Annotated in this window: 17 protein-coding genes; 3 read left to right on the plus strand and 14 right to left on the minus strand. The window is 48.4% G+C overall.

From position 1 onward, the window contains the following. Positions 1-86: 86 nt before the first annotated feature. The gene (locus B5D63_RS35100) at positions 87-236 is read left to right on the plus strand and encodes a hypothetical protein (RefSeq protein WP_159456111.1); all 150 of its coding nucleotides are present in this window, start codon (positions 87-89) and stop codon (positions 234-236) included. A gap of 285 nt (positions 237-521) precedes the next feature. Here B5D63_RS35100 and B5D63_RS21355 read toward each other — a convergent pair whose 3' ends face one another. Then, positions 522-1,190, minus strand: coding sequence for a response regulator transcription factor (locus tag B5D63_RS21355; RefSeq protein ID WP_078670869.1), 669 nt, complete (start codon positions 1,188-1,190; stop codon positions 522-524). 47 nt (positions 1,191-1,237) lie between these two features. Then, positions 1,238-4,354, minus strand: coding sequence for a ligand-binding sensor domain-containing protein (locus tag B5D63_RS21360; protein WP_143313022.1), 3,117 nt, complete (start codon positions 4,352-4,354; stop codon positions 1,238-1,240). A 145-nt stretch (positions 4,355-4,499) separates the two neighbouring features. Between B5D63_RS21360 and B5D63_RS21365 the strand changes: the two genes are divergently transcribed. Then, positions 4,500-5,582, plus strand: coding sequence for a beta propeller repeat protein (locus B5D63_RS21365; RefSeq protein WP_078670871.1), 1,083 nt, complete (start codon positions 4,500-4,502; stop codon positions 5,580-5,582). A 419-nt stretch (positions 5,583-6,001) separates the two neighbouring features. Then, a complete protein-coding gene (locus B5D63_RS21370; RefSeq protein WP_078670872.1) occupies positions 6,002-8,404 on the plus strand; it encodes a glycoside hydrolase family 31 protein in 2,403 nt (800 codons plus the stop codon). Positions 8,405-9,506: 1,102 nt separating this feature from the next. On the opposite strand, the gene B5D63_RS21375 is transcribed toward B5D63_RS21370, so the two are convergent. From B5D63_RS21375 to B5D63_RS21430, 12 genes are all read right to left on the minus strand, one after another. Then, complete coding sequence (locus tag B5D63_RS21375) at positions 9,507-10,121, minus strand: toxin-antitoxin system YwqK family antitoxin (protein WP_143313023.1); 615 nt, start codon at positions 10,119-10,121, stop codon at positions 9,507-9,509. A gap of 108 nt (positions 10,122-10,229) precedes the next feature. Continuing rightward, a complete protein-coding gene (locus B5D63_RS21380; protein WP_078670874.1) occupies positions 10,230-11,135 on the minus strand; it encodes a DUF4382 domain-containing protein in 906 nt (301 codons plus the stop codon). Between the two features lie 305 nt (positions 11,136-11,440). Next, positions 11,441-13,381, minus strand: coding sequence for a 1,4-alpha-glucan branching protein GlgB (gene glgB, locus B5D63_RS21385; RefSeq protein ID WP_078671349.1), 1,941 nt, complete (start codon positions 13,379-13,381; stop codon positions 11,441-11,443). Between the two features lie 300 nt (positions 13,382-13,681). Beyond that, entirely contained in the window at positions 13,682-15,445 is a 1,764-nt protein-coding gene (locus B5D63_RS21390; RefSeq protein WP_078670875.1) for a DEAD/DEAH box helicase, read from the minus strand. A gap of 77 nt (positions 15,446-15,522) precedes the next feature. Then, positions 15,523-16,830, minus strand: a complete 1,308-nt coding sequence (gene rimO / locus B5D63_RS21395; RefSeq protein WP_078670876.1) for a 30S ribosomal protein S12 methylthiotransferase RimO — start codon at positions 16,828-16,830, stop codon at positions 15,523-15,525. A 369-nt stretch (positions 16,831-17,199) separates the two neighbouring features. Next, positions 17,200-18,084 carry a cupin-like domain-containing protein gene (locus tag B5D63_RS21400; RefSeq protein WP_078670877.1) on the minus strand — a complete coding sequence of 295 codons (885 nt, stop codon included), beginning with the start codon at positions 18,082-18,084 and terminating at the stop codon, positions 17,200-17,202. 214 nt (positions 18,085-18,298) lie between these two features. Further along, positions 18,299-19,261: a signal recognition particle-docking protein FtsY gene (gene ftsY, locus B5D63_RS21405; RefSeq protein ID WP_078670878.1), complete on the minus strand. Its 963-nt coding sequence runs from the start codon at positions 19,259-19,261 to the stop codon at positions 18,299-18,301. A 234-nt stretch (positions 19,262-19,495) separates the two neighbouring features. Next, complete coding sequence (locus B5D63_RS21410) at positions 19,496-19,669, minus strand: DUF4295 family protein (RefSeq protein ID WP_078670879.1); 174 nt, start codon at positions 19,667-19,669, stop codon at positions 19,496-19,498. Between the two features lie 71 nt (positions 19,670-19,740). Continuing rightward, positions 19,741-19,923 (minus strand): 50S ribosomal protein L33, encoded by a 183-nt coding sequence (rpmG, locus tag B5D63_RS21415; RefSeq protein WP_074238941.1) that lies wholly within the window; start codon positions 19,921-19,923, stop codon positions 19,741-19,743. 30 nt (positions 19,924-19,953) lie between these two features. After that, positions 19,954-20,190 carry a 50S ribosomal protein L28 gene (gene rpmB / locus B5D63_RS21420; protein WP_078670880.1) on the minus strand — a complete coding sequence of 79 codons (237 nt, stop codon included), beginning with the start codon at positions 20,188-20,190 and terminating at the stop codon, positions 19,954-19,956. Positions 20,191-20,395: 205 nt separating this feature from the next. Continuing rightward, on the minus strand, positions 20,396-20,983 hold the full coding sequence (locus tag B5D63_RS21425) for a carboxymuconolactone decarboxylase family protein (RefSeq protein WP_078670881.1): 588 nt from the start codon (positions 20,981-20,983) through the stop codon (positions 20,396-20,398). 72 nt (positions 20,984-21,055) lie between these two features. Beyond that, positions 21,056-21,610, minus strand: a complete 555-nt coding sequence (locus B5D63_RS21430; protein ID WP_078670882.1) for a peroxiredoxin — start codon at positions 21,608-21,610, stop codon at positions 21,056-21,058. Positions 21,611-21,643: the final 33 nt, after the last annotated feature.

A 21,643-nucleotide genomic window follows, 5' to 3' on the forward strand; every position in this document is an offset into this window, starting at 1 on the left:
TTTCTATAAAAAATATTTTTTATAGAAATATTTCATTATATTTACGAAAGACACATTTATCGAAAAACATCCTAACCTATGTCCTTATGAAAACGCTTTTTATCATTCTCGTTTTAATGGCCCTGCTTGCCGCAGTAATTGCCACTTTTGTTATCCGTCGCGAACAGGAAAATAACATCGGTAATAAATTTCTCCGTCTCATCCGGAAATTTGATTCCTGGCAGATGATGCGGTAATCTTTCACACACAGCAAGGTCTTCTTACATTACTATCAGCAAAAGAGCAACCGTACGGCTATCGCCTTCAGAGGAGTGTCATGTATTTGTACACAGGGAAAAATTATTAACCATACAATCCCCGTCCTATGAAAACTGGTCTGTTATTCAAACTGGCATGCATGATCATTGCCACCTTGGTACTTTGTGCTCACTTGTTGCGTAAACACGCAACGAAGTAAAAGAACTATAAAAAAAGCAGAAGGAGTTGCAGATGATCTGCAACTCCTTCTGCTTTTAATGCGTTTAGCGGTTGTAGTATTTGTTTACCGCGTCCGTCCTGCTGCGGACGTGCAGTTTCTCATAAATATTATGAACGTGCCGTCTCACCGTTTCTATACTGATAAACAGGTTGCTGGCAATTTCTTTGTACAGGAATCCTTTCGACAACTGGTCCAGAATTTCTTTTTCCCTGGTGGTCAACGCTTCCAGCGCCGGGTTAGGTTTTGCCTGTTTCTGGAAAAAGGCGACCACCCTTCTGGCAATCTGTGAGCTCATCGGCGAACCGCCTTCATGCAGGTCCCTGATAGCTTCCAGCAACTCACCGGGAGAGGTTTTTTTGAGGATGTACCCACTGGCGCCGGCCTCCAGCGCCATGAAAATTTTGTCGTCATCTTCATATACAGTGAGCATCATAAACTGCATATCCTGGTACTCCGCTTTTAACCGGGCAATACATTCAATACCATTCATCCCACCGGGAAGATTAAAATCCATCAGGACTACATTGGGTAGCAGGTGAGGGATTTGCTCCAGTGCGGTTTCTGCATTATTGAAGGTGCCAACACAGGCATAACCGTCAGAACCATTAATCAGCAATTCCATAGCCGTGCGGATATCATGGTTATCTTCTACTATCGCAATAGAAATGATGTCCATGTTATCCTGGGCCTTCTTCTTTGAGTATACCGTCATGTTTATAGGAATTATAACACTTAAATGTTACTTAAAACAAATGTATGTTAATTTAGTGGGATATCGAGAAAAACTATTGTACCGTTATTGGAAGTGATGTCTGCATTGCCACCTACGGCCATCATCCGCTTCTGTATATTTTTCAAGCCATTGCCAAACAAACGCACCTTCTCCTGGTCAAATCCTCTTCCGTTGTCTTTGATCATGATCGTCATATTTTTATGCATTTTCACTTCAATGATTACCTCTGTTGCCTTCGCATGTTTCATCACATTATGCAACGATTCCTTCACCGCCAGGTAAATATTCCGACGGGTGCCGCCACTCAGTTTAATATCCGGAATAACTTCAGGGAAGAAAAACTGATGCGAGATGTGCGCATGCTCCAGGAAATCGGCAGCAAAACTGCGCATATACGCGATCAGATTGGCCAGGGAATCATTGGAGGAATTCATCGCCCAGATGATCTCACTCATCTTGTCGATCATCTCCCCGGCTGTTTCACTAATGCGCTCAATCTCTTTCGTTTGCGATGTGTCCGGTATCTTTCTTTTGGCTATTTCGCTCAGCAGTCTGATCGTGGACAAACCAGACCCCAAATCATCGTGCATATCACTGGAAATACGCGCCCGCTCCTGGTCTACCGCCTGCTCTTTTTCCAGTTTCAGTTTCTCATGCCTTATTTTATAATCAAGATACAACGTAGAGAAATAATATGCAATGCCTAACAACAACAACAATAATAAAAATCTAAACCACAACGATTGCCAGAACGGTATCCGGATCTGTATCTCCAGCATCGTAGGCGTTGTATTCCAGCTGTCATCATTATTGGAAGCCTTCACTTTAAATACATAACTGCCGGGATGTAAGTTGGTATAACGCGCCATCCGGAAAGCACCGGCCTCCACCCAATCTTCATCAGCCCCCTCCAGCTTATACTGTACCTTGTTTTTCAAAGGATTAGTATATTCCAGCGGCACAAACTCTATCGCGATCGTGTTCTGGTTGTACGGCAGCTCCACCCGCTTCAGCAAAGAGATCGCAGTGTCAGACTCATAAGGCTTGTCCAGCACTTCCATCCTCCGGATAATTACCTTGGAATTGAACGGGTTCTTCCGGAAATTCTTCGGATAGAAACCATTCACCCCGCGGGTACCGCCAAAAAACAGCTCTCCGTCGATGGATTTATAAAAGGCGCCTGTGTTAAATTCATTGGACTGCAGCCCGTCTTCATGATTAAACGTAGTGATCTCCCGGGTAACCGGATTGATCTGTGTAACCCCTTTGTTGTGGCTTACCCAGATACGGTCCTTGTCATCCAGCAACACGCCGTACATATAGTCGTTGATCAGTTTCGGATAGTCGTAGCTGTTATAATGCGTTTTCAACCGTCCGGAAGCGTCATATACGAACAGTCCTTTATTAGTGGCCACCAGCAATTCTTTGTGCGGCGTTTTGTTGATGCCTTTTACGGTAGTGCCCTCCGGCAACTTCACGTACCGCCAGTGAGAGTCGGCCAGTTGCTTGATATACAGGGCGGATTTGGTACCCACATACTGGTTGCCCATATGATCTTCGAAGTAAGTGGTGAGCAGTTCGTCCCGGAAATCATGCACTACAGACACCGTATAATCATAACCGCCCTGTTCATCAAAACGCAGCAGATAGCGGCCATAATTAAAATACAATTCTCCATTGGCCCGCTTAAAGAGGAAAGGGAACGGGTCTTTCTGCGGCGGCAGCTGCAGCGCATCCAACTTGGCCGTGAGGTCGCGGAAACCTTTCGTCTGCACATTGAACAAGCCGATATGCATACCGGCGAAATGCAGCCACAGGTGTTCAAAATTTTCCCGGCAGATAGCACCCAGATCGTTGCCGGGGAACTTATGCGGATACAGTTCGTTGCTGATACGTTCCAGGAATTTGCCGCCTTCGCCGTAGATGTTCAGTCCGTCGCGCATGAGGCCCACATACAGTTTGCCGTCATCATGCTTGTATACCGCCTGCACCATGTTGTGGGAGATATAAGGAGAACGGTAGAGGTTGAATACCTTTTTATGCGGGGAATATTTTTTCACACCGTCGCCATCAGTGCCCACCCACATATTATCGGAACCGTCGCGATAGAGGTGGCTGACGAGGTTATAGGAGCGGGTTTCAAACGTATTGAAGCTCACGATATGCCGGATAATTTCATTACGGGCGATACTGTAAATCAGTATGCCGTCTGTTCCGCCAATCCAGGCATTCCCCTCATGATCGATCTCCATCACATTGGGAGTGAAAGCATCTCCCCATTCGTTCCGGTAATCATAGCTAAGGTCGCTGAATTTGTTGCGGCGTTTGTTGAACACCACAATATGCCCTTCACTGACGATCAGGATAGAGTCTGCATTCAGGTTACGCATGACCGCGTTTCTGCCAACACCGGGCAGACAGTAGGTTTGCAGCCGCAGCGTCTGGATGTCGAGCGCCAGCAGCTCCCCTTCATCACCACTCATCCAGATGGTATTCCCATCTTTCAGCAAGGCGGAAGGAATGATACCCATCCGCTGAAACTGCGGCGGATACAGGATGATGCGGCGGGTAACATAAGAGCTGTCGTCCAGCACGTATAACCCTTTCATAGGACGCCATACCCACAGGCTCCGGGTGGCGACATCTTCTCCCAGTATGCGGAATTTCACATTGGCATCCCGTTCCTGTGCATTTACATTGGAAGTGTCTATCAGTACGTTACGGAAATTATTACGATACTTGTCGTATAAACTGATACCGTTATTATGAGCCAGCAGCAGCTGATGATGACGATCGTGATAGAAGGAGTATCCTTTGTAGCCTTTGAGGTCAAACCGGTTGATCACCGCCCGGTTGCCATTGCTGCCGCGGGGCACCAGTTCCCCTTTCCCTTCTCCTGCCCTCGCCTGAGAGCTGGGCTTGTAGCGGTATTCGTTGAAAGTATAACCGTCAAAACGGTTAATACCATCGCGGGTAGCGATCCAGAGAAAACCCTGATCGTCCTGGGTGATATCAAAGATGGTGCTTTGGGAAAGCCCGTCGTTTACACTGTAGCTGTCAAAAATATACGGCTTCTCCTGCGCATATAACATACCTGTACCCATCAGTAGGGCGCATAGGCTCAGGTAGAAAAGTCTTTTCAATTGGCGGGAATGAAGCACGCTGATTTAGTTATTGACAGTAAGCTGGTTTAGGCTGTTTTTGCAAATATATAATTCTGCGCCACACTTTAAAGCTATTTTGTAATTTTCTTGCGGTTTAACCGATTGGAAATAAATATTATAATTAATGTCCATACTTTCCCGTTACATTCAACATCCTGCTACCGGTGCTTTCCGGCAGATGATTTCCGCGAAGCGTTTGCTAACCTGCGGCCTGCTTTTACTGATGCTGACAACCGCTTATATTCAGGTGTCCGCACAAAATACTTATCAGCTTCTTACATTGGAGGCGCAGCCTCCCCTTAAAAGCATACGCGGCCTTAGCGCGGTGAGTGACGAGGTGGTATGGGCATCCGGTACCGGCGGCATGGTAGGCCGCAGCCTCAACGGCGGCGCTACCTGGGAATGGCATCAGGTAAAGGCATGCGACAGTTGCGACTGGCGCTCACTCTATGCGTTTAATGACCGGAAAGCGGTGGTGATCAATGCCGGCGAGCCGGCGCATGTGTTCCTGACGGAAGACGGCGGACAGTCCTGGCAACAGGTTTACTTCAACGCTACTGCCGGCATCTTCTTCGATGCTGTCACCTTTTATAATGAACAGGAGGGCATCGCTATCGGCGATCCGCTGCAACAACATTTTACCGTGCTCCGTACGCACGACGGCGGCCGCACCTGGCAAACGGATACGCCGGCACAGTCGCCCGAAGCGGCCACCGGCGAGTCTATCTTTGCTGCCAGCGGCACCAGCCTCATAGGCCGTAAAGGCCTCACTACCTTCGTCACCGGCGGTACGGTGTCCCGCATCCATACCCTGTCAGGCGGCCAATGGAGCAGCCAGCCGCTGCCCCTGTTGCAGGGACAACCCAGTATGGGCGCCTTCTCCGTGGCATTCCTGGACAACCGCAACGGCATCGTGGTAGGCGGCGATTACCGGAATGACACCCTTCGTCAACTAAACTGTCTGCTTACCGGCAACGGTGGCCGTACCTGGACCAGCCCCCGCACCCCCCCGGGCGGGTTCAAGTCCGCCGTCACCTGGCTCACCCCCAAAATACTGGTCGCTACCGGCACTTCCGGCACAGATATTTCCGTCAACGGTGGCAAGGACTGGCAGAAAATTGGCGCAGGATTTCACTGTGCTACGAAAGCAAGAAAGGGAAAACGCCTATTTTTGGCGGGTAAATCCATCGGATACTTAAAAATTTAGAAATTTGGGGATTTTCGAATCTTGAGGATGGGAGATTGGAGGATTTGAGGATTTGAGGATTTGAGGATTTGAGGATTTGAGGATTTGAGGATTTGAGGATTTGAGGGAAGCCAGGCATACTTTCCATCGAAAAATCGTAAATCAAAAAATCCCTCAATAAAAAAGGTGCTCCTGGAAAGGCGCACCGAAAAATAGGTTAAAGCAAAAAGTACATTTACAATATGAAGTTACTAACTAATCAAGTCAATTTTCACTCTTTTTTGTCAAAAGAGTGATTTAAATCGTAAACGCGGGAATATCCGCTTCTAACGCGATTGTCTGTACTACTCTGATTTTTTTATGTAATTTAAGACCATGCAACAGCCGGAGACTAACCCGGTAAAATACAAGCTGTTGTCCGTGATTCACAAAAAGAGATTATGCAAGTTGAAACCTCGTCCAGTAAATACGGTATTAAACATTATCCGGACGCTATCCGGGAATGGAAGAAAGAAGGAAACTATTTTTGTTTTTATACCACCGAAACCATTTTGGAAGTAAGGGTGATCGCAGACAAGATCATCCGTTTCCGCTACGCCGCCGACGGCACTTTCCAGCGTGATTTTTCCTACGCTACCAGCGACACCCTCGAGGAATCCCCTATTGTTTTTGGCATTAAAGAATGGGAGGAGACTTTTGAAATATATACCGACGCGCTTAAAGTATTCATCGCCAGAGACAACCTGCGTATCACCATCACCGATAAAGACGGGAAAGTGATCAACCAGGACGAAATGGGCTTCCACTGGCAGCACTACCTGCAAAAAGGCGGAAAAATCGTTTATTGCAGCAAGCTCGTTCAGGAAGAGGAATGTTTCTACGGTCTGGGCGACAAGCCCACGGACCTGAACCTCCGCGGCAAACGCCTGGAAAACTACGGTACCGATGCCTATGGCTACCAGAAGGATACCGATCCGCTGTATCGCAACATCCCCTTTTATTACGGACTGCACAACGGTATCGGCTACGGCATCTTCTTCGATAATACCTTCCGCACCATCTTCGATTTCGGCAAAGAAAGAGAAGATGCCTGCAGCTTCTGGGCCCGCGGCGGAGAAATGAACTACTACTTCATCTACGGTCCCGAACTGCTGGATGTGGCAGCCTCCTACACCCGCATCACAGGCACGCCGGAACTGCCCCCCCTGTGGACGCTCGGCTACCACCAGTGCCGCTGGAGCTACTATCCGGACAGCCGTGTCCGGGAAATAGCCGCCGAATTCAGAAAACGTCAGATACCCTGCGACGTCATTTATCTCGACATCGATTATATGGAAGGCTTCCGCTGTTTTACCTGGAGCAAGGAATACTTCCCCGACCCGGCAGGCCTTATCAGAGACCTCGCCGCCCAGGGTTTTAAAGTGGTGGTGATCATCGACCCGGGCATTAAAGTAGACCCGGAATACAGCATCTACCAGGAAGGCGTGAAAAACAACTACTTCTGCAAACGGGCGGACGGCGCACTGATGGAAGGCGACGTATGGCCGGGTAAATGCGTATTCCCCGATTTTACCAACCCCGAAGTAAGGGAATGGTGGAGCAGCCTTTTTAAAGGACTCGCTGAAACCGGTGTCCGCGGCGTATGGAACGATATGAACGAACCGGCTGTCTTTGAAATGGGCACTTTCCCGGAAGACGTGCGGCATGACTACGACGGCGAAGAAGTAAGTCACCGCAAAGCCCACAACGTGTACGGTCACCTGATGAGCAAGGCCACTGCCGCCGGTATGAAGAAATACCTGCTGCCCAACAGGCCTTTCCTCATCACACGCTCCTGCTATGCAGGGGCACAACGCTGGTCGTCCGTATGGACCGGCGACAATGTCTCCAGCTGGGAACACCTCTGGCTGGCCTCCATCCAGTGCCAGCGCCTCGCCGTGTCCGGCCTCTCCTTTGCCGGCAGCGATATCGGCGGCTTTATCGGAGAACCCGACGGTGAACTTTATACCCGCTGGATACAGCTGGGTGCCTTCCACCCGCTGATGCGTACCCACTCCGCCAGCAATGAAACCGGCTTCAACCAGGAACCGTGGAGTTTTGGGCCGGATTATGAAAAAATAGTCGCCAAGTTCATCTCCCTGCGGTACGAACTGCTGCCCTATCTGTACACCACCTTCTGGCAATATGCCACCCACGGCACGCCCATGTTGCGGCCCCTCGCCTTCGTGGCGCAACATGATCCGGCTACCCATAACTGCACCCATGAGTTCATGATGGGCGACGCCCTCCTGATCAGCCATGTCAGTGAAGAAGGCATGAAGGAGAAAGCCGTATATCTGCCACAGGGCCAATGGTACTATTTCTGGAATGATACGGTATACCATGGCGGTCAACAGGTGACCGTGGCCACACCGCTGGAAGAAATGCCGCTGTTTGTAAAAGCCGGCGCCGTAGTGCCCCGCTATCCCGTCATGCAGCATACCTATGAAACGCCCATCACGGAAATGCTGCTGCATGTTTACTACGGCGATACCATTACACAAAGCACGCTGTATGAAGATGCCGGTGACCATTACGGTTACAAGAACGGGCAGTACAATGTCATCAATTTCAAACAGGCCTCTTCCACAGAACAGTTTATGCTGAAGAAAAAATATTTCGTCAACTATGAAACAACGTATAGCCATCACCGTATTATACTGCATGGCCTGCCATTCAAAGCAGGCACGGTGCTGATAGATGGCGAGCCACTGACGCTCACCGCCGAACATCATTTACCGGACGGCACTATTTCGTTTATAGCTGACCGTGGGTTCGAAAATATTACGATCCACAAAGCGTAAGCTATTGGGTTATCAGACCGGTCATGTACCTCCCCCCGGGAAGTTCATGGCCGGTCTTTCTTTTTTCGGAAGACCAATAACTACCCGTATGAAAATTGCCATTATTGGAGATTACAATCCACAAGCAGCCACCCACACCGCTACCGGCGATGCTTTACAGCACGCTGCCCCTTTTTTGTGACCACGCTTTTTATGCCACAAACAAGTGCTGCTGCGGCACATCCGCATCCGCTCATCTGCGTTTTTTTGCAACAGGTAAAAGCATTCATTGAAAAGCCTTGATGCCGGTACGCCTGTAACCGGTTGTTAATGATACAACCCCATCAATAAAAAAGAAAAGCAAAAAGGGAAAGAGAAGGTTCAGAAGAAAAAAGGCTCTCAGATAGAGATCTGCCGCCGGGTTCCTAACCTATGCCAACTTTAGAGATCCTAAAAGTAATTGCTTAAATGCGATGCGCAAAATTCTGACAGCCACCAAAAGCACAATGAACAAAATGAACAGATTCGTTAACATTGAATTAGGAAATCGGTATAACACAACAGTCAGTCACCCGGTTATCAGAAAATAGCCAAACATATGCCCACCGGGATTTTCGTCGGGTGCAACAAAACAGCAGCGAATAAAGAAATCGAACCAAACGCTGTCCCGCAAAGCACTTCAGCAACAAAATCCATTTAGCAACAGCGGTAAAAAAAACCGGATATCCTGTTATACAAATATGCCAGCGGAATCGTAATGAAAGCCCTGATCATACCTGTATACTAAAATATCCGGGTATATACTGTTTAGTAAAAAATCGACAAAAAGAAAATAGAGATCAACGCGCAAAAAACCAACAATATAAAAATTGCGCGGAACAAAATCTCAGTTCTGTCAGGAGTGGATTCCAATCCATTTAATTCATGAGGTCCATCTCCGTGGTTGATTATAAGGTTTTTCATACAAACAAATTAAAGGATTCACAATAAAATAGCGTACACATTGCCATCAGAGCTTTGTTCCTCATGTACTTCTCTTATGAAAGTACAAAATAAAAAGCTAAAATGGACAACTTTTATCCTTCATTTTGGCATAAAAACCCGTTCATTTTGTTCAACCTTCTCAGTGCTGCTTTTTTCGCTTTCCGGCGTCCTGGTGGGGCAAAGTCGCAGGTGCAGGAGCGGTAGGGGGCGTTGCGACAGAAGTACTGTCTTCCCCCATATCTTCAGGCGTCACCAGCTCTCCCCTTTTGTAATATGCTTTCGCCATTTTACCGGTATCTTCATCATATAATTTCCATACACCATTGCGTACAGAATTGCCCTGCCGAACGATCACTACCGGCGTTTCCTGTTGTGTTACAGGATCTACCGCCATCACGGTATCCTTCTGCCCCTCTATTTCGGTCGCCAGGTAAGCGCCTTCCTCCGCACGTTTTCCATTCGGATAGAAGTATTTACAGTAGCCATCCAGCACATTGTTTTTATAGGTTTCTTCTGCGATAATATTGCCGCCGAGAGAAGTCTTCTTCCAGATCCCTTCCTTACGGCCGTTTTTATAAGCTCCTTCCCAGATATACCCAGGTTCGCCACGCAGCTCCTCTACCTGTTCTATCCAATAACCCTGTTTACGCTGCTGGGCGTCCTTCTGATTCCTGGGTTGTCCGGCCTGTCCCTGCACATGGCCGGCTGTTGCCAGCATCAACCCTATGATTGTCCCTGCTATTATTTTTCGCATACGCTGTGATTTTATCACAAGTTAAATAATTCCGACATGTATTTGCACCCGTAATAAAAAGCCGGTGTACAGAAAAGTACACCGGCCCGGTTTTTTTTAGCTGCGTTACTATTTATGCAGTTTAATATCTCCCAGCTTTGTATCCCTACCCCGTTCAACGGTCACATTGGCAATGGTAGTGTCTTTATACCCGTTGGACGTATTCACAAATACATTCCAGGTACCCGGTTTCAAACCGCGCACTTTAAACTCACCGCTTCTCCAGGGCAATGCATACAGTGTGTCTTTGTTGCTGTTGTAAACGGAGATCACAGGGTAGGCGTCCCAGGGCGTAACGCGGCCGGAGAGACTGCCCATTTTCAGGATAGTGAATACGTTGATGTACGGACGCAGGATAAACTTGCCGTTCCAGGTGCGGATAATAGAACGCTGTATATCGAAATCCAGCCACAGCTGCAGATTGTCGGTAGATACTTCGTCCCATTCGTTATGCCTGATCCTTACAATAATTTTTGACTGGCCGGCCACTGAGGTAACCGGATAAGTCACACTGTTTTTCACGAGGGAATTGTTATCACCAATGGTGATGCGGATCCGTTTCATCACGCCTTTTCTCACCAGGCCGCCGGCCAGCAAAGTATCGGCGCCGTTACGGAGTGTCAGCAGGTCGTACACACCGGGGCGGATGCTCAGTGAATCCCATACCTGACAGGAGTCACGGCCCTGACGGTCGTGGTCACGGTCCTCATCCCACCAGCAACGGTCACGGTCATTCCAGTTGTCGTCGTCTGCTTTCCCGCAGGTATCTATCAACACCTCTACCTTGCGGATGTCCAGCAATACCTTATCGAACAGGCCGGGGTCATCGGAAAGAAACAGGCTGACTTTCTGCTGATGCTGAGGAATCGGATCAGCGGATGATGATTGATCTTTTTTACAGGAGTACAACAGGATGGCGGCCAGTAAAGGAATCGACACGGCCAGCAAACCCCGCTTCAGGAGAGCACTTTTCATACTTGTAGGTTTTTTTATACAATAAAAAAATATGGCTGATGCAGATAGCACTTAGCAGATAAGGCCGGCTGTTGTTCCTGGCTGGATCGTTGGTTTTGTTGGCTTCGTCTGTACTCCGTTTACCAGGCACGCTGACTAATGACTATATGCTATAAAAAAACGTTTGTATCTCTCCTCTTATTGCAGTTGCTCAAACGTCCTGATAATAGATGGGCCAAAAAGAAAAAGGTTTAACGGCCACAAAGAAAAATCCGGTAACCGGGCAATGCCGGATACCGGATTCAAAGAACATGTATGTCAAACAATTATACAGTAACGGGTTTCAGTATGGTTACCCCCAGTGGCGGGATACGGAGCGACAGGGTGTATTCGCGGCCATTGTAAAATTGTTTCGCCGCCTGCAGCGGACCGGTATTTATCACCCCGCTTCCATAATACCGGGGATGATCGCTGTTTAACACCTCTTCCCATGTGCCTCCCAGTGGAACGCCCACCGGGTACTGCTCACGGGGCACCGGCGTCATATTCAGCACCACCAGCATCACATCGCCCGCCGCTTTGCCTTTTCGCATATAGGCCAGCACACAATTGTCATAATCGTTGACGATCATCCATTCAAACCCTTCCCCTTCAAACTGCTGCTCATACAATGCGGTAGACTCCCGGTACAACCGGTTGATATCTCTTACAAAATCCTGAATACCCTTATGGGTAGGATGTTTCAACAGGTGCCAGTCCAGCTCCCGTTTGTAATTCCATTCGGAAGTCTGGCCCAGTTCCCCACCCATGAACAACAACTTGGTGCCGGGATGGGTATACATATAACCATACAAGAGGCGCAGGTTGGCGCATTTCTGCCAGTCGTCGCCCGGCATTTTGTACAGCAAAGGCGATTTACCATGCACAACTTCGTCATGGCTCAGCGGCAGCATATAGTTCTCGCTGAAAGCATACACGAGGCTAAAAGTCAGATCGTTCTGGTACCATTTACGGTGGACCGGATCTTTTTTGAAATAATCCAGCGTATCGTTCATCCAGCCCATCATCCATTTCATGCCGAAACCCAGTCCTCCCACAAAGGTGGGCCGGGATACACCATAATGATTGGTGGAGTCTTCAGCAATGGTCTGCACGTCGGGGAACAGCGCATACACTGTTTCGTTCAGTTTTTTAAGGAAACTGATGGCTTCCAGGTTTTCATTCCCGCCCAGTTCGTTGGGTTCCCAGGCGCCACGCTGGCGGGAATAATCCAGGTGGATCATGGAGGCCACTGCATCTACCCGCAGGCCGTCGATATGAAATTTGTCCAGCCAGTAGATAGCGTTGCTGAGCAGAAACGACCGTACTTCATTGCGGGAATAATTAAAAATATAGCTGTTCCAGTCAGGATGATAGCCTTTGCGCATGTCGGCATATTCGTACACATGTGAACCGTCGAACCGGTACAGGCCATGGGCGTCATGCGGAAAATGGGAAGGCACCCAGTCCAGGATCACGCCGATACCGGCTGCGTGAAAGGCTTCTACCATGGCCATAAAATCCTGAGGTGTGCCGTAGCGGGAGGTGGCGGCATAGTAACCGGTCAGCTGATACCCCCAGGAGCCGTCAAACGGGTGTTCCATCACCGGCATCAGTTCCACATGGGTGAAGCCCATCTCTTTCACATAAGGCACCAGCATAGCGGCAATTTCCCCGTAGGAATATACGCTTTTCTCATCGTTGGGGTCTGGTCTGCGCCAGGAGCCCAGATGCACCTCATACACAGAGAAAGGGCTGTTCAGGCTGTTGTGCTTTTTTCTGTGCTGCATCCATTTTTTATCGTGCCAGGTGTGGTCCAGCGGATGCACTACGGAAGCTGTTTTGGGACGCACTTCCCACCGGGTGGCGAAAGGATCTCCTTTAAAAAGCTCTTCTCCGCTGTTGGAGCGGATAAAGTACTTGTACAGGCAGCCTGCTTCCACGCCCGGAATAAACCCTTCCCATATACCGGAGCTGTCCCAGCGGGGCAAAAGGGTATGACTGTAATGGTCCCATTCGTTAAAATCACCCATGACAGCTACAAAGGCGGCGTCCGGAGCCCATACGGCAAAATAGGTGCCCTGTACGCCCTCATATTCGAGCGTATGTGCACCAAATTTTTCGTATAGCCGGTAATGTGACCCTGCCTGGAACAGGGCAATATCTCCGGATGAAAAAAGGGAAAATGGTTCTACTGACTGCAAAGGGCGATTGATAACTCCGGTCATAGTAACGTGTGAATTGGGTGTCTGCATAAACAAGATAGTCTAAATTTGGCTATTTTGACATTTAGTCGTTTGGTTATTTGAGAATCAGGGAATCAGGGAATTTCGAAATTTGAAAATTTGAAAATTTTGAAATTTAGGGATTTTTGGGGAGAGGAAGTCACCGGGGGCGAAAAAAGGCGCCCCGGGAGGCAACAAAATATCAAAATATCAAAATCCCCAAATGAATTTGGGTATTTTAATATCCGGATGCACGGGCAGCCCTGATATCAAAATACCCAAATATTAAAAAGCTAAATCAGCTTAGTATTTACGTTTAAACGGAGGTTTACCGCCGCCGGAGTGTTCGCGTTTTTCGCCGGAACGGGAGCCGCCAGGCGTCCAGGTCCTTTTGCGCGGACCGCCTTCGCCGCGGTTGCCATTGAAGCGGCCACCGCCACCGCCGCCGCGTTTGTCGCCATCCTGGGACATTTCGATGCGTACAGCGCGACCGTTGTATTCCACTTTTTTGAAGCTCTGGGTCACTTTTTCCAGCTCGTCATTTTCCACTTCAAAGAAGGAGTAAACACCTTTCAGATCGATACGGCCGATTTTATTGCCACGTACGCCGGTGTTGTCACACAGGTAACGGAGCATGTCGCCGCGGTTGAAATCGTCCACAGAACCGAGGTTAATGAACAGGCGGGTGTATTTGCCACTGCCGCGGCTGCCACGGCTATCGTCACCGAAGCGTTTGTCATCTTTCGTGTTCAGGTCCGGAGCGTCCTGGTAGTATTCCAGGAACTGGTTGAACTCAAGGGACGCGAAACGTTTGATCAGCTCTTCCTTCGTCATGGAGGAGAACTCTTCGTATATACGTTCCAGGTATGGTTCGATCTGTTCTTCGTTGACAGTAACGTTGTGCACTTTATGCACGAGGCCGAACAGTTGTTTTTCGCAAACGGCGAAACCGTCGGGCACTTCTGCTTTCACGAATTTTTTACCGATCACTCTTTCGATCTGGCGGATTTTTCCGGTATCACGGCCGCTGATAACGGCAATGGATACACCGGACCTGCCGGCACGACCGGTACGGCCGCTACGGTGGGTGTAGTTTTCCACGTCATCCGGCAGGTCGTAGTTGATAACGTGGGTCACATTGTCCACGTCGATACCACGGGCGGCTACGTCGGTAGCTACCAGTACCTGCAGGGCTTTTTCACGGAAACGTTTCATCACCTTGTCGCGCTGCTGCTGGGTCAGATCACCGTGCAGGGCGTCAGCATTGTAACCGTCCTTGATCAGGGATTCAGCGATCTCCTGGGATTCAATTTTGGTACGGGTGAAGATGATGCCGAAGATATCGGGGTTATAGTCCACGATACGTTTCAGGGCAGCATATTTATCGCGTGGGCGCACCACATAATATTCGTGCTCGATGTTGGCGTTACCGCTGTTTTTAGTACCTACGGTCAGCTCAAACGGATCTTCCATGTATTTTTTCGCGATACGGCGCACTTCCTGTGGCATCGTAGCGGAAAACAGCCAGGTAGTTTTGGATTCCGGGGTGTTGGACAGGATGTTGTTGATGTCTTCCTGGAAACCCATGTTCAGCATTTCGTCAGCTTCATCCAGTACGGCATAGCGTACGTTGTCGAAGTTAACGGCGCCGCGTTCGATAATATCCAGCAGACGGCCGGGGGTGGCTACCACAATGTGTACGCCTCTCTTCAGCTCGCGCAGCTGCTGCACGATGCTGGAACCGCCATATACCGCTACAATGTTTACTTCGCCGAGGTATTTGCTGAAGTTTTTGAGGTCGTTGGTGATCTGCAGACACAGTTCACGCGTGGGGCAGAGGATCAGTCCTTGTGGTTTGTTGATTTTCAGGTCCAGTTGCTGCAGCAATGGTAAGCCAAAAGCAGCGGTTTTACCGGTGCCCGTCTGGGCCAGTCCCACAAAATCGCGGTCTCCACTTAAAAGAACGGGAATAGCCTGTTCCTGGATCGGTGTTGGGGAAACGAAACCCAGGTCCGTAATTCCCTTCAAAATAGGCTCTTGTAAGCCCAGTGATTCAAATGTAGTCATTGATTTGCATTAATCGGGCTCCGTCGGGAGCCATGTAAGGCCCTTCGCCTGCGGGCGGCGGGCTGTTGAAATATTTTCTATACCAGTTCACCTTCCAGGTCGTAATCAAACGCCTTGGTGATACGTACATTCACAAATTCGCCGGGTTTCAGGCGTTTGGTGGTATTGATGATCACCTCATTGTCCACTTCCACAGAGTCGAACTCTGTACGGGCCAGGTATCTGCCGGCCTCTTTTTTGTCAACGATGACTTTCAATACTTTTCCTACCCTTTCCTGGTTTTTCTCCAGGGAGATTTCCTGCTGTACTTCCATGATCTCCTGTGCTCTTCGTTCTTTCTCTTCAGCAGGGATGTTGTCTTCCAGCTCATAAGCGCTGGTACCTTCTTCATGACTGTAGGTAAATACGCCTACCCTGTCAAAACGCATTCTTTCGAGGAAACCTTTCAGTTCTTCCACGTCGTCTTCCGTTTCACCGGGGAAACCGGCGATCAGGGTGGTACGCAGGCAGATACCGGGTACCTTGGCGCGGATCTGGTGGACCAGTTCTTCGATTTCTTCCCGGGTGATCTGGCGTTTCATGGCTTTGAGCATAGCGTTGGAAGCATGCTGCAAAGGCATATCGAGATAGTTGCAGATGTTAGGGAACTCGTTCATGGCGTCGAGCACTTCCATCGGGAACTTGGTCGGATAAGCATAGTGAAGGCGTATCCATTCCAGGCCTTCCACAGCGGCCAGTGCGCGCATCAGGTCTGCCAGGCGGCGCTGTTTGTACAGGTCCAGGCCATAATAGGTCAGCTCCTGCGCAATCAGCATGATTTCCTTTACGCCGGAACGGACCAGCTTCTCCGCTTCTTTCACCAGTTCCTCTATCGGACGGGACACGTGACCACCGCGCATCAGCGGAATGGCACAGAAAGAGCAGGTACGGTTACAACCTTCTGCAATCTTCAGATAAGCATAGTGGGAAGGAGTGCTCAGCAGGCGCTCGCCGATCAGTTCTGATTTGTAATCCGCATCGAATTTCTTCAGCAGCAGCGGCAATTCCATGGTGCCGAACCAGGCGTCCACACCGCCGATCTCTGATTCCAGGTCGCCCCGGTAACGCTCACTCAGACAACCGGTCACATATACTTTGTCCAGCTTGCCGCGTTGCTTCAGTTCTACCTGTTCCAGGATGGTGTTGATGGATTCTTCTTTGGCTTTGTCGATAAATCCGCAGGTGTTCACGACCACGATATTATGATCGCGTTTGGCGCTTTCATGCACCACATCGATCTCATTGGCCAGCAGTTGCCCGCTCAGCACTTCTGAGTCAACCATGTTCTTCGAACAACCAAGCGTAATAATGTTAACCTTGTCTTTCTTTAAAGTTTTCGTCTTCAAGGGCGAATGTTTTAGAGCCTGCGGCCGCTTTTTACCGGCCAGCTACCGCCACGAAGACACACAGACACTAATTGTATATAACAGCAGACTTACTGTACGTGACTTTGAGCCTTAGTGGGGGTTGAGTAAGGAAGGTGCAAAGGTAGGGAAAATATTTGGTTATTTGGCTATTTGGGCATTGGAATATTGGATTTACGGATTTGGGATTTGGGAATTTGGGAATTTGGAATTTTTTGATTTTGAGATTTGGAGGGGTTGTTGATGTAGGTTGATTGTTAAAAATCTCCTATGCTAATGACAATCTCCGCGAAACCTCAAAATCAAAAAATTCCAACATCCGCAAATAAAAATCAACAAATACCAAAATATTTAAATTGCTAAATGTGAAAGGGTTCTATCAGCCCGCTGGTGAGCCAACTCCCGTTTCTTATGGTACCACCATTGTGGGGCCAGCTTGATCAGGAGGTTATTGATGCCCCGCAATCCTACGATATGGTACAGCCCGTTTAGCTTACCGGCCAGCGAAGCGTCCAGCGCCCGCAGGCTCATGGCGAAGCCGCCGTCCATATACTCCATATGATGCCAGTAGCCGCCAGGCATAAAGAGCGTATCTCCGTGGTTAAGAATGGCCGTCAGCCCCTTGGCATGGGCCAGGGCCGGGTAATGTTCTTCGTCCAGTTTTTCATGCCAGTTGACAAAAGAGGCGGCGCTCTCCACCGTAAACGGCATGCGGTAGATGTAGGGGGATTGTTTGTTCTCCAGCAGCAATACCCTTTTGCGGCCAATGAACTGAGTATGGAAGATGTGGGACATGTCGATGTCATAGTGCATATGCGCCACCGATCCGGCGCCGCCGACAAACAACATGGGGTATTTTTTTAGGAAACCTTTAGCGTACTGATCAGGCCAGACAACGTCCTGCACGAGTTGCGGAGCATGTTGAAAAATATTGAACAGGAATATGCGCAGTTGTACCGGGCCTTTTTTTACCATGTCAATATATTCTCCGAAAGTAATATAGTCGTCTGCCCCGTTCACCAGGGTATTGGCGCCGGCACGCTCATTATTGTAAACGCCCACCTGCTTGTCCCCGACGATACTTTTGAAGTAGTCCCAGGTCCATTTGCTGTAGGCGGGCGATTGTTTACTCAGCCCTGCTGCTGAGATCACTACGGGTTTACGGGGTAAGTAATAATTTTTGCGGAACTCCTCAGGTGTGATGTCGTCAACTCGGTCTATGTTGTTTATGATCATAACTACGAATTGTTAAGTAGGATTACAAAAAAATACTATAATTCAAATGTAACAAATGCAGATTTATAAACGGACAAATTGTAAAGAGCGAAAACGTGGCCAAAAAATAAATATCCGGGCTATACCTGTCAGCCCGGATATTCCATTTACCTAAAGTAAAATTCTAAGTGGGCTTGATTCTATTTTCAAAACAGCACACACAAAAATATTATAATCAGTCGTTTAGACTAAAGAGCGTTTCTACAAACGCTTCTTTATCAAAGACTTGCAGGTCTTCCATTTTTTCCCCGATACCGATGTATTTTACCGGGATTTTGAATTGATTGGCGATAGCCAGTACGACCCCGCCTTTAGCGGTACCGTCCAGTTTGGTGATGGCCAGTGCAGTTACTTCCGTGGCGGCGGTAAACTGGCGTGCCTGTTCCACGGCATTCTGTCCGGTTGAACCGTCAAGCACGAGCAGCACTTCATGGGGAGCGTCGGGGATCACTTTTTTCATCACACGTTTGATCTTTCCCAGTTCCTCCATCAGGTGGGCTTTGTTGTGTAAACGGCCGGCGGTGTCCACAATGATCACGTCCACATCACGGGCGGCGCCGCTTTGCACTGTGTCGAAAGCGACTGCCCCGGGATCAGAACCCATTTGTTGTTTCACAATAGGCACGTCCGCCCGTTCGCTCCAGATGGTCAACTGGTCCACCGCCGCAGCGCGGAAAGTGTCGGCAGCGCCCAGGAGCACGGATTTACCTGCTTTCTTAAAATTATAGGCCAGTTTACCAATGGTTGTCGTTTTTCCTACCCCGTTAACGCCTACTACCATGATCACATAAGGCTTTTTACCGGCGGGAACATCAAATTCGCGGAAACCGCTATCAGGCGCATCCACAAGAATGGCCGCAATTTCCTCCTTCAGTATTCTATTTAATTCACCAGTTCCCAGGTATTTATCTTTAGACACCCGCTGCTCGATCCTGTCAATGATTTTAACCGTTGTATCAACGCCCACATCGGCAGAAACCAGGGCTTCTTCCAGGTTGTCCAGTACTTCGGTGTCTACGGTCGACTTACCGGCGATGGCACGTCCTATCTTACTGAGAAAGCTTTCTTTGGTTTTCTGTAATCCCTGATCAAGGCTTTCCTTCTTCTCCCTGGAAAATAGTTTGTTGAAAAAGCTCATAGTTTAGTTTAATTGGGCTGGGACCTCGGGGGTCCCTTTATCTGCATTATCCGGGTGCTGGCAGGCAGCATTCGAACTGTTCCAAACAGGCTGCTAAAATACAGCTTTTGTGTTAACAATCGCACCCAGGGGGATAAAGAGACAATCTTATGGTAATAATGAGGGCTGGACTGGCTACAACACAAAAAGCTGTCCTTTAACGGGACAGCTTTCAGTATTATTAGTAAAGCCGAATTACTTTTGATTAATGTGCTCCTGAACTTTGTCCTTGTGCACAATTGCTTCTTTGAAAGTATATGCACCGGTTTTAGGAGAACGTACCGCTCTGATTACCTTAGTCCACACTTTAGATTCAGCTGCTGCCTTAGCATCTTTTACTTTCGAGTTCTTTGAAGCTGCTTTTGCCATTGTATTGATTGTTTTTATGGTCTAATGGCGCTATGGCTATCCAGAACAGCCATTCACCATTTAACAATTACTTATTTAATTTCTTTGTGTACAGTCACTTTCCTCAGAATAGGATTGTACTTTTTCAACTCCAGACGCTCAGGAGTATTCTTTTTGTTCTTGTTGGAGATATAACGGGAAGTTCCGGGTTGACCAGAGTTTTTATGCTCTGTGCATTCCAGAATTACCTGTACTCTGTTACCTTTTTTTGCCATTGTGTATACAAATTAAGTGAGTCCTTAGAATTAGATTTCCGTACCAGCTGCACGCAATTCTTTGACTACTGCATACAAACCTCTTTTGTTGATGGTTCTTAAACCGTCAGCAGACACCTTTAAAGATATCCATTTGTCTTCTTCCGCGAGGAAAAAGCGCTTTTTCTGCAGGTTAGGCAGAAACCTTCTCTTTGTCTTAATGTTGGAGAAGGAAACATGGTGACCTGTAATCGGCTTCTTTCCTGTCACCTGACATACTCTTGCCATGATTTAAAAAATTTAGGAATGCAAAAGTCAAACTTTTTTGTCGATTTTGCAAATATTATTAGATGAATTTATTCACAATCCGTCTAAATCCGTGTAATCCCAGGTGTCCACTTAAAAAATAAACACAACACAAACTATTGATAATCAATGGCTGCAGGACGAATTTACATCTGTCCGGACGAGGTCATTATTTTTTATATAAATTTTATAACAATACGACCAGGCTGCGCAATACCGCGCCAAGGCGAACGGCTTCCAGTACGCGGAGCTGTTCTGTACCCTGTTTCAGTACGGCTTCTTCATGCGAAGTTACGCACATTTCGCATCCGTTGAGCGCAGATACCACCAAACTCAACAGCTCAAAAAACTCTTTGCCGATCACCGGGTTGGCCATAATGCTCATCCGGATGCCCGCCGGCGTAGCTGTATAGAATTCCTTGTTCACAAAGTGGCGAAAACGGTAAAACACATTATTGGCGCTCATCAGGGAAGTGCAGCTGATCACCTCGGCGATTTCCTTTTCGGTAGCGCCTTCTGCGGTGGCCAGTTTTTCAAAGGAAGCCTGCAGCACCGGTTGTTTATCATTTACCGCCACTGCCACCCCGATCAGGTAAGCTTCTTTTTTGCTCAGTGTGCCCGCATTCAGAGCGTTGGTCACGTTTATCTTCAGGTCTTTCAGGTAACGCGCATCGGCATTCACCAGCGCCTGCAGGCTCGCGGACGGCGCAGTGCCTGCCAGTCCCACTGCTTCCAGCAGCTGTACGGCGGTATCCTGATTGGTAGTTGCAAACATAATATTCTCCTTCTATTTAAAACAAAGCAGCAAAGTTCTCTTTGCTGCTTTGCGGATCTTATAAAAATAAAATTAAGCGGTCAGCGTAGCTTCGCCTTTGGTCCAGTTGCAAGGGCACAGCTCATCTGTCTGCAATGCGTCCAGCACACGCAGTACTTCTTTCACGCTACGGCCTACAGACAGGTCGTACAGGGATACCCAGCGTACAATACCCTGAGGATCTACAATGTAAGTAGCACGGTAAGCCACTTTTTCGTTGGCTTCCAGGATACCCAGTTCATCAGCCAGGGATTTGGAAGTGTCAGCCAGCATCGGGAATTTCAGATCACGCAGATCTTCGTGGTCTCTTCTCCAGGCAGCGTGTACAAACTCGCTGTCGGTAGACGCACCGATCAGAATCGCGTCGCGGTCAACGAAATCCTGGGAGTGCTTGTTGAACTCGGCGATTTCAGTAGGACAAACAAACGTAAAGTCTTTAGGCCACCAAAACATCACCATCCATTTGCCTGAAGCTTTCAGTTCTTCGGAAGACAGTTCATAAAACTCTTTGCCTTTTTCGATGGAAACAACGGCCGTTTTTTTGAATTCGGGAAACTCAGACCCTACGGATAAGATAACATTTTTCATATTCTATATCGATTTTTGATTTACAAACAGGCA

The sequence above is a fragment of the Chitinophaga eiseniae genome (assembly GCF_900167135.1).
In the GTDB taxonomy this organism is placed as follows: domain Bacteria; phylum Bacteroidota; class Bacteroidia; order Chitinophagales; family Chitinophagaceae; genus Chitinophaga; species Chitinophaga eiseniae.

Excerpts from the sequence above, each read along its gene's own strand:
- B5D63_RS35100 (WP_159456111.1), top strand. The coding sequence starts at position 87 with ATGAAAACGCTTTTTATCATTCTCGTTTTAATGGCCCTGCTTGCCGCA.
- B5D63_RS21355 (WP_078670869.1), bottom strand. The coding sequence starts at position 1,190 with ATGACGGTATACTCAAAGAAGAAGGCCCAGGATAACATGGACATCATT.
- B5D63_RS21365 (WP_078670871.1), top strand. The coding sequence starts at position 4,500 with ATGTCCATACTTTCCCGTTACATTCAACATCCTGCTACCGGTGCTTTC.
- B5D63_RS21370 (WP_078670872.1), top strand. The coding sequence starts at position 6,002 with ATGCAAGTTGAAACCTCGTCCAGTAAATACGGTATTAAACATTATCCG.
- B5D63_RS21375 (WP_143313023.1), bottom strand. The coding sequence starts at position 10,121 with ATGCGAAAAATAATAGCAGGGACAATCATAGGGTTGATGCTGGCAACA.
- B5D63_RS21380 (WP_078670874.1), bottom strand. The coding sequence starts at position 11,135 with ATGAAAAGTGCTCTCCTGAAGCGGGGTTTGCTGGCCGTGTCGATTCCT.
- glgB (WP_078671349.1), bottom strand. The coding sequence starts at position 13,381 with ATGACCGGAGTTATCAATCGCCCTTTGCAGTCAGTAGAACCATTTTCC.
- B5D63_RS21390 (WP_078670875.1), bottom strand. The coding sequence starts at position 15,445 with ATGACTACATTTGAATCACTGGGCTTACAAGAGCCTATTTTGAAGGGA.
- B5D63_RS21400 (WP_078670877.1), bottom strand. The coding sequence starts at position 18,084 with ATGATCATAAACAACATAGACCGAGTTGACGACATCACACCTGAGGAG.
- ftsY (WP_078670878.1), bottom strand. The coding sequence starts at position 19,261 with ATGAGCTTTTTCAACAAACTATTTTCCAGGGAGAAGAAGGAAAGCCTT.
- B5D63_RS21410 (WP_078670879.1), bottom strand. The coding sequence starts at position 19,669 with ATGGCAAAAGCAGCTTCAAAGAACTCGAAAGTAAAAGATGCTAAGGCA.
- rpmG (WP_074238941.1), bottom strand. The coding sequence starts at position 19,923 with ATGGCAAAAAAAGGTAACAGAGTACAGGTAATTCTGGAATGCACAGAG.
- rpmB (WP_078670880.1), bottom strand. The coding sequence starts at position 20,190 with ATGGCAAGAGTATGTCAGGTGACAGGAAAGAAGCCGATTACAGGTCAC.
- B5D63_RS21425 (WP_078670881.1), bottom strand. The coding sequence starts at position 20,983 with ATGTTTGCAACTACCAATCAGGATACCGCCGTACAGCTGCTGGAAGCA.
- B5D63_RS21430 (WP_078670882.1), bottom strand. The coding sequence starts at position 21,610 with ATGAAAAATGTTATCTTATCCGTAGGGTCTGAGTTTCCCGAATTCAAA.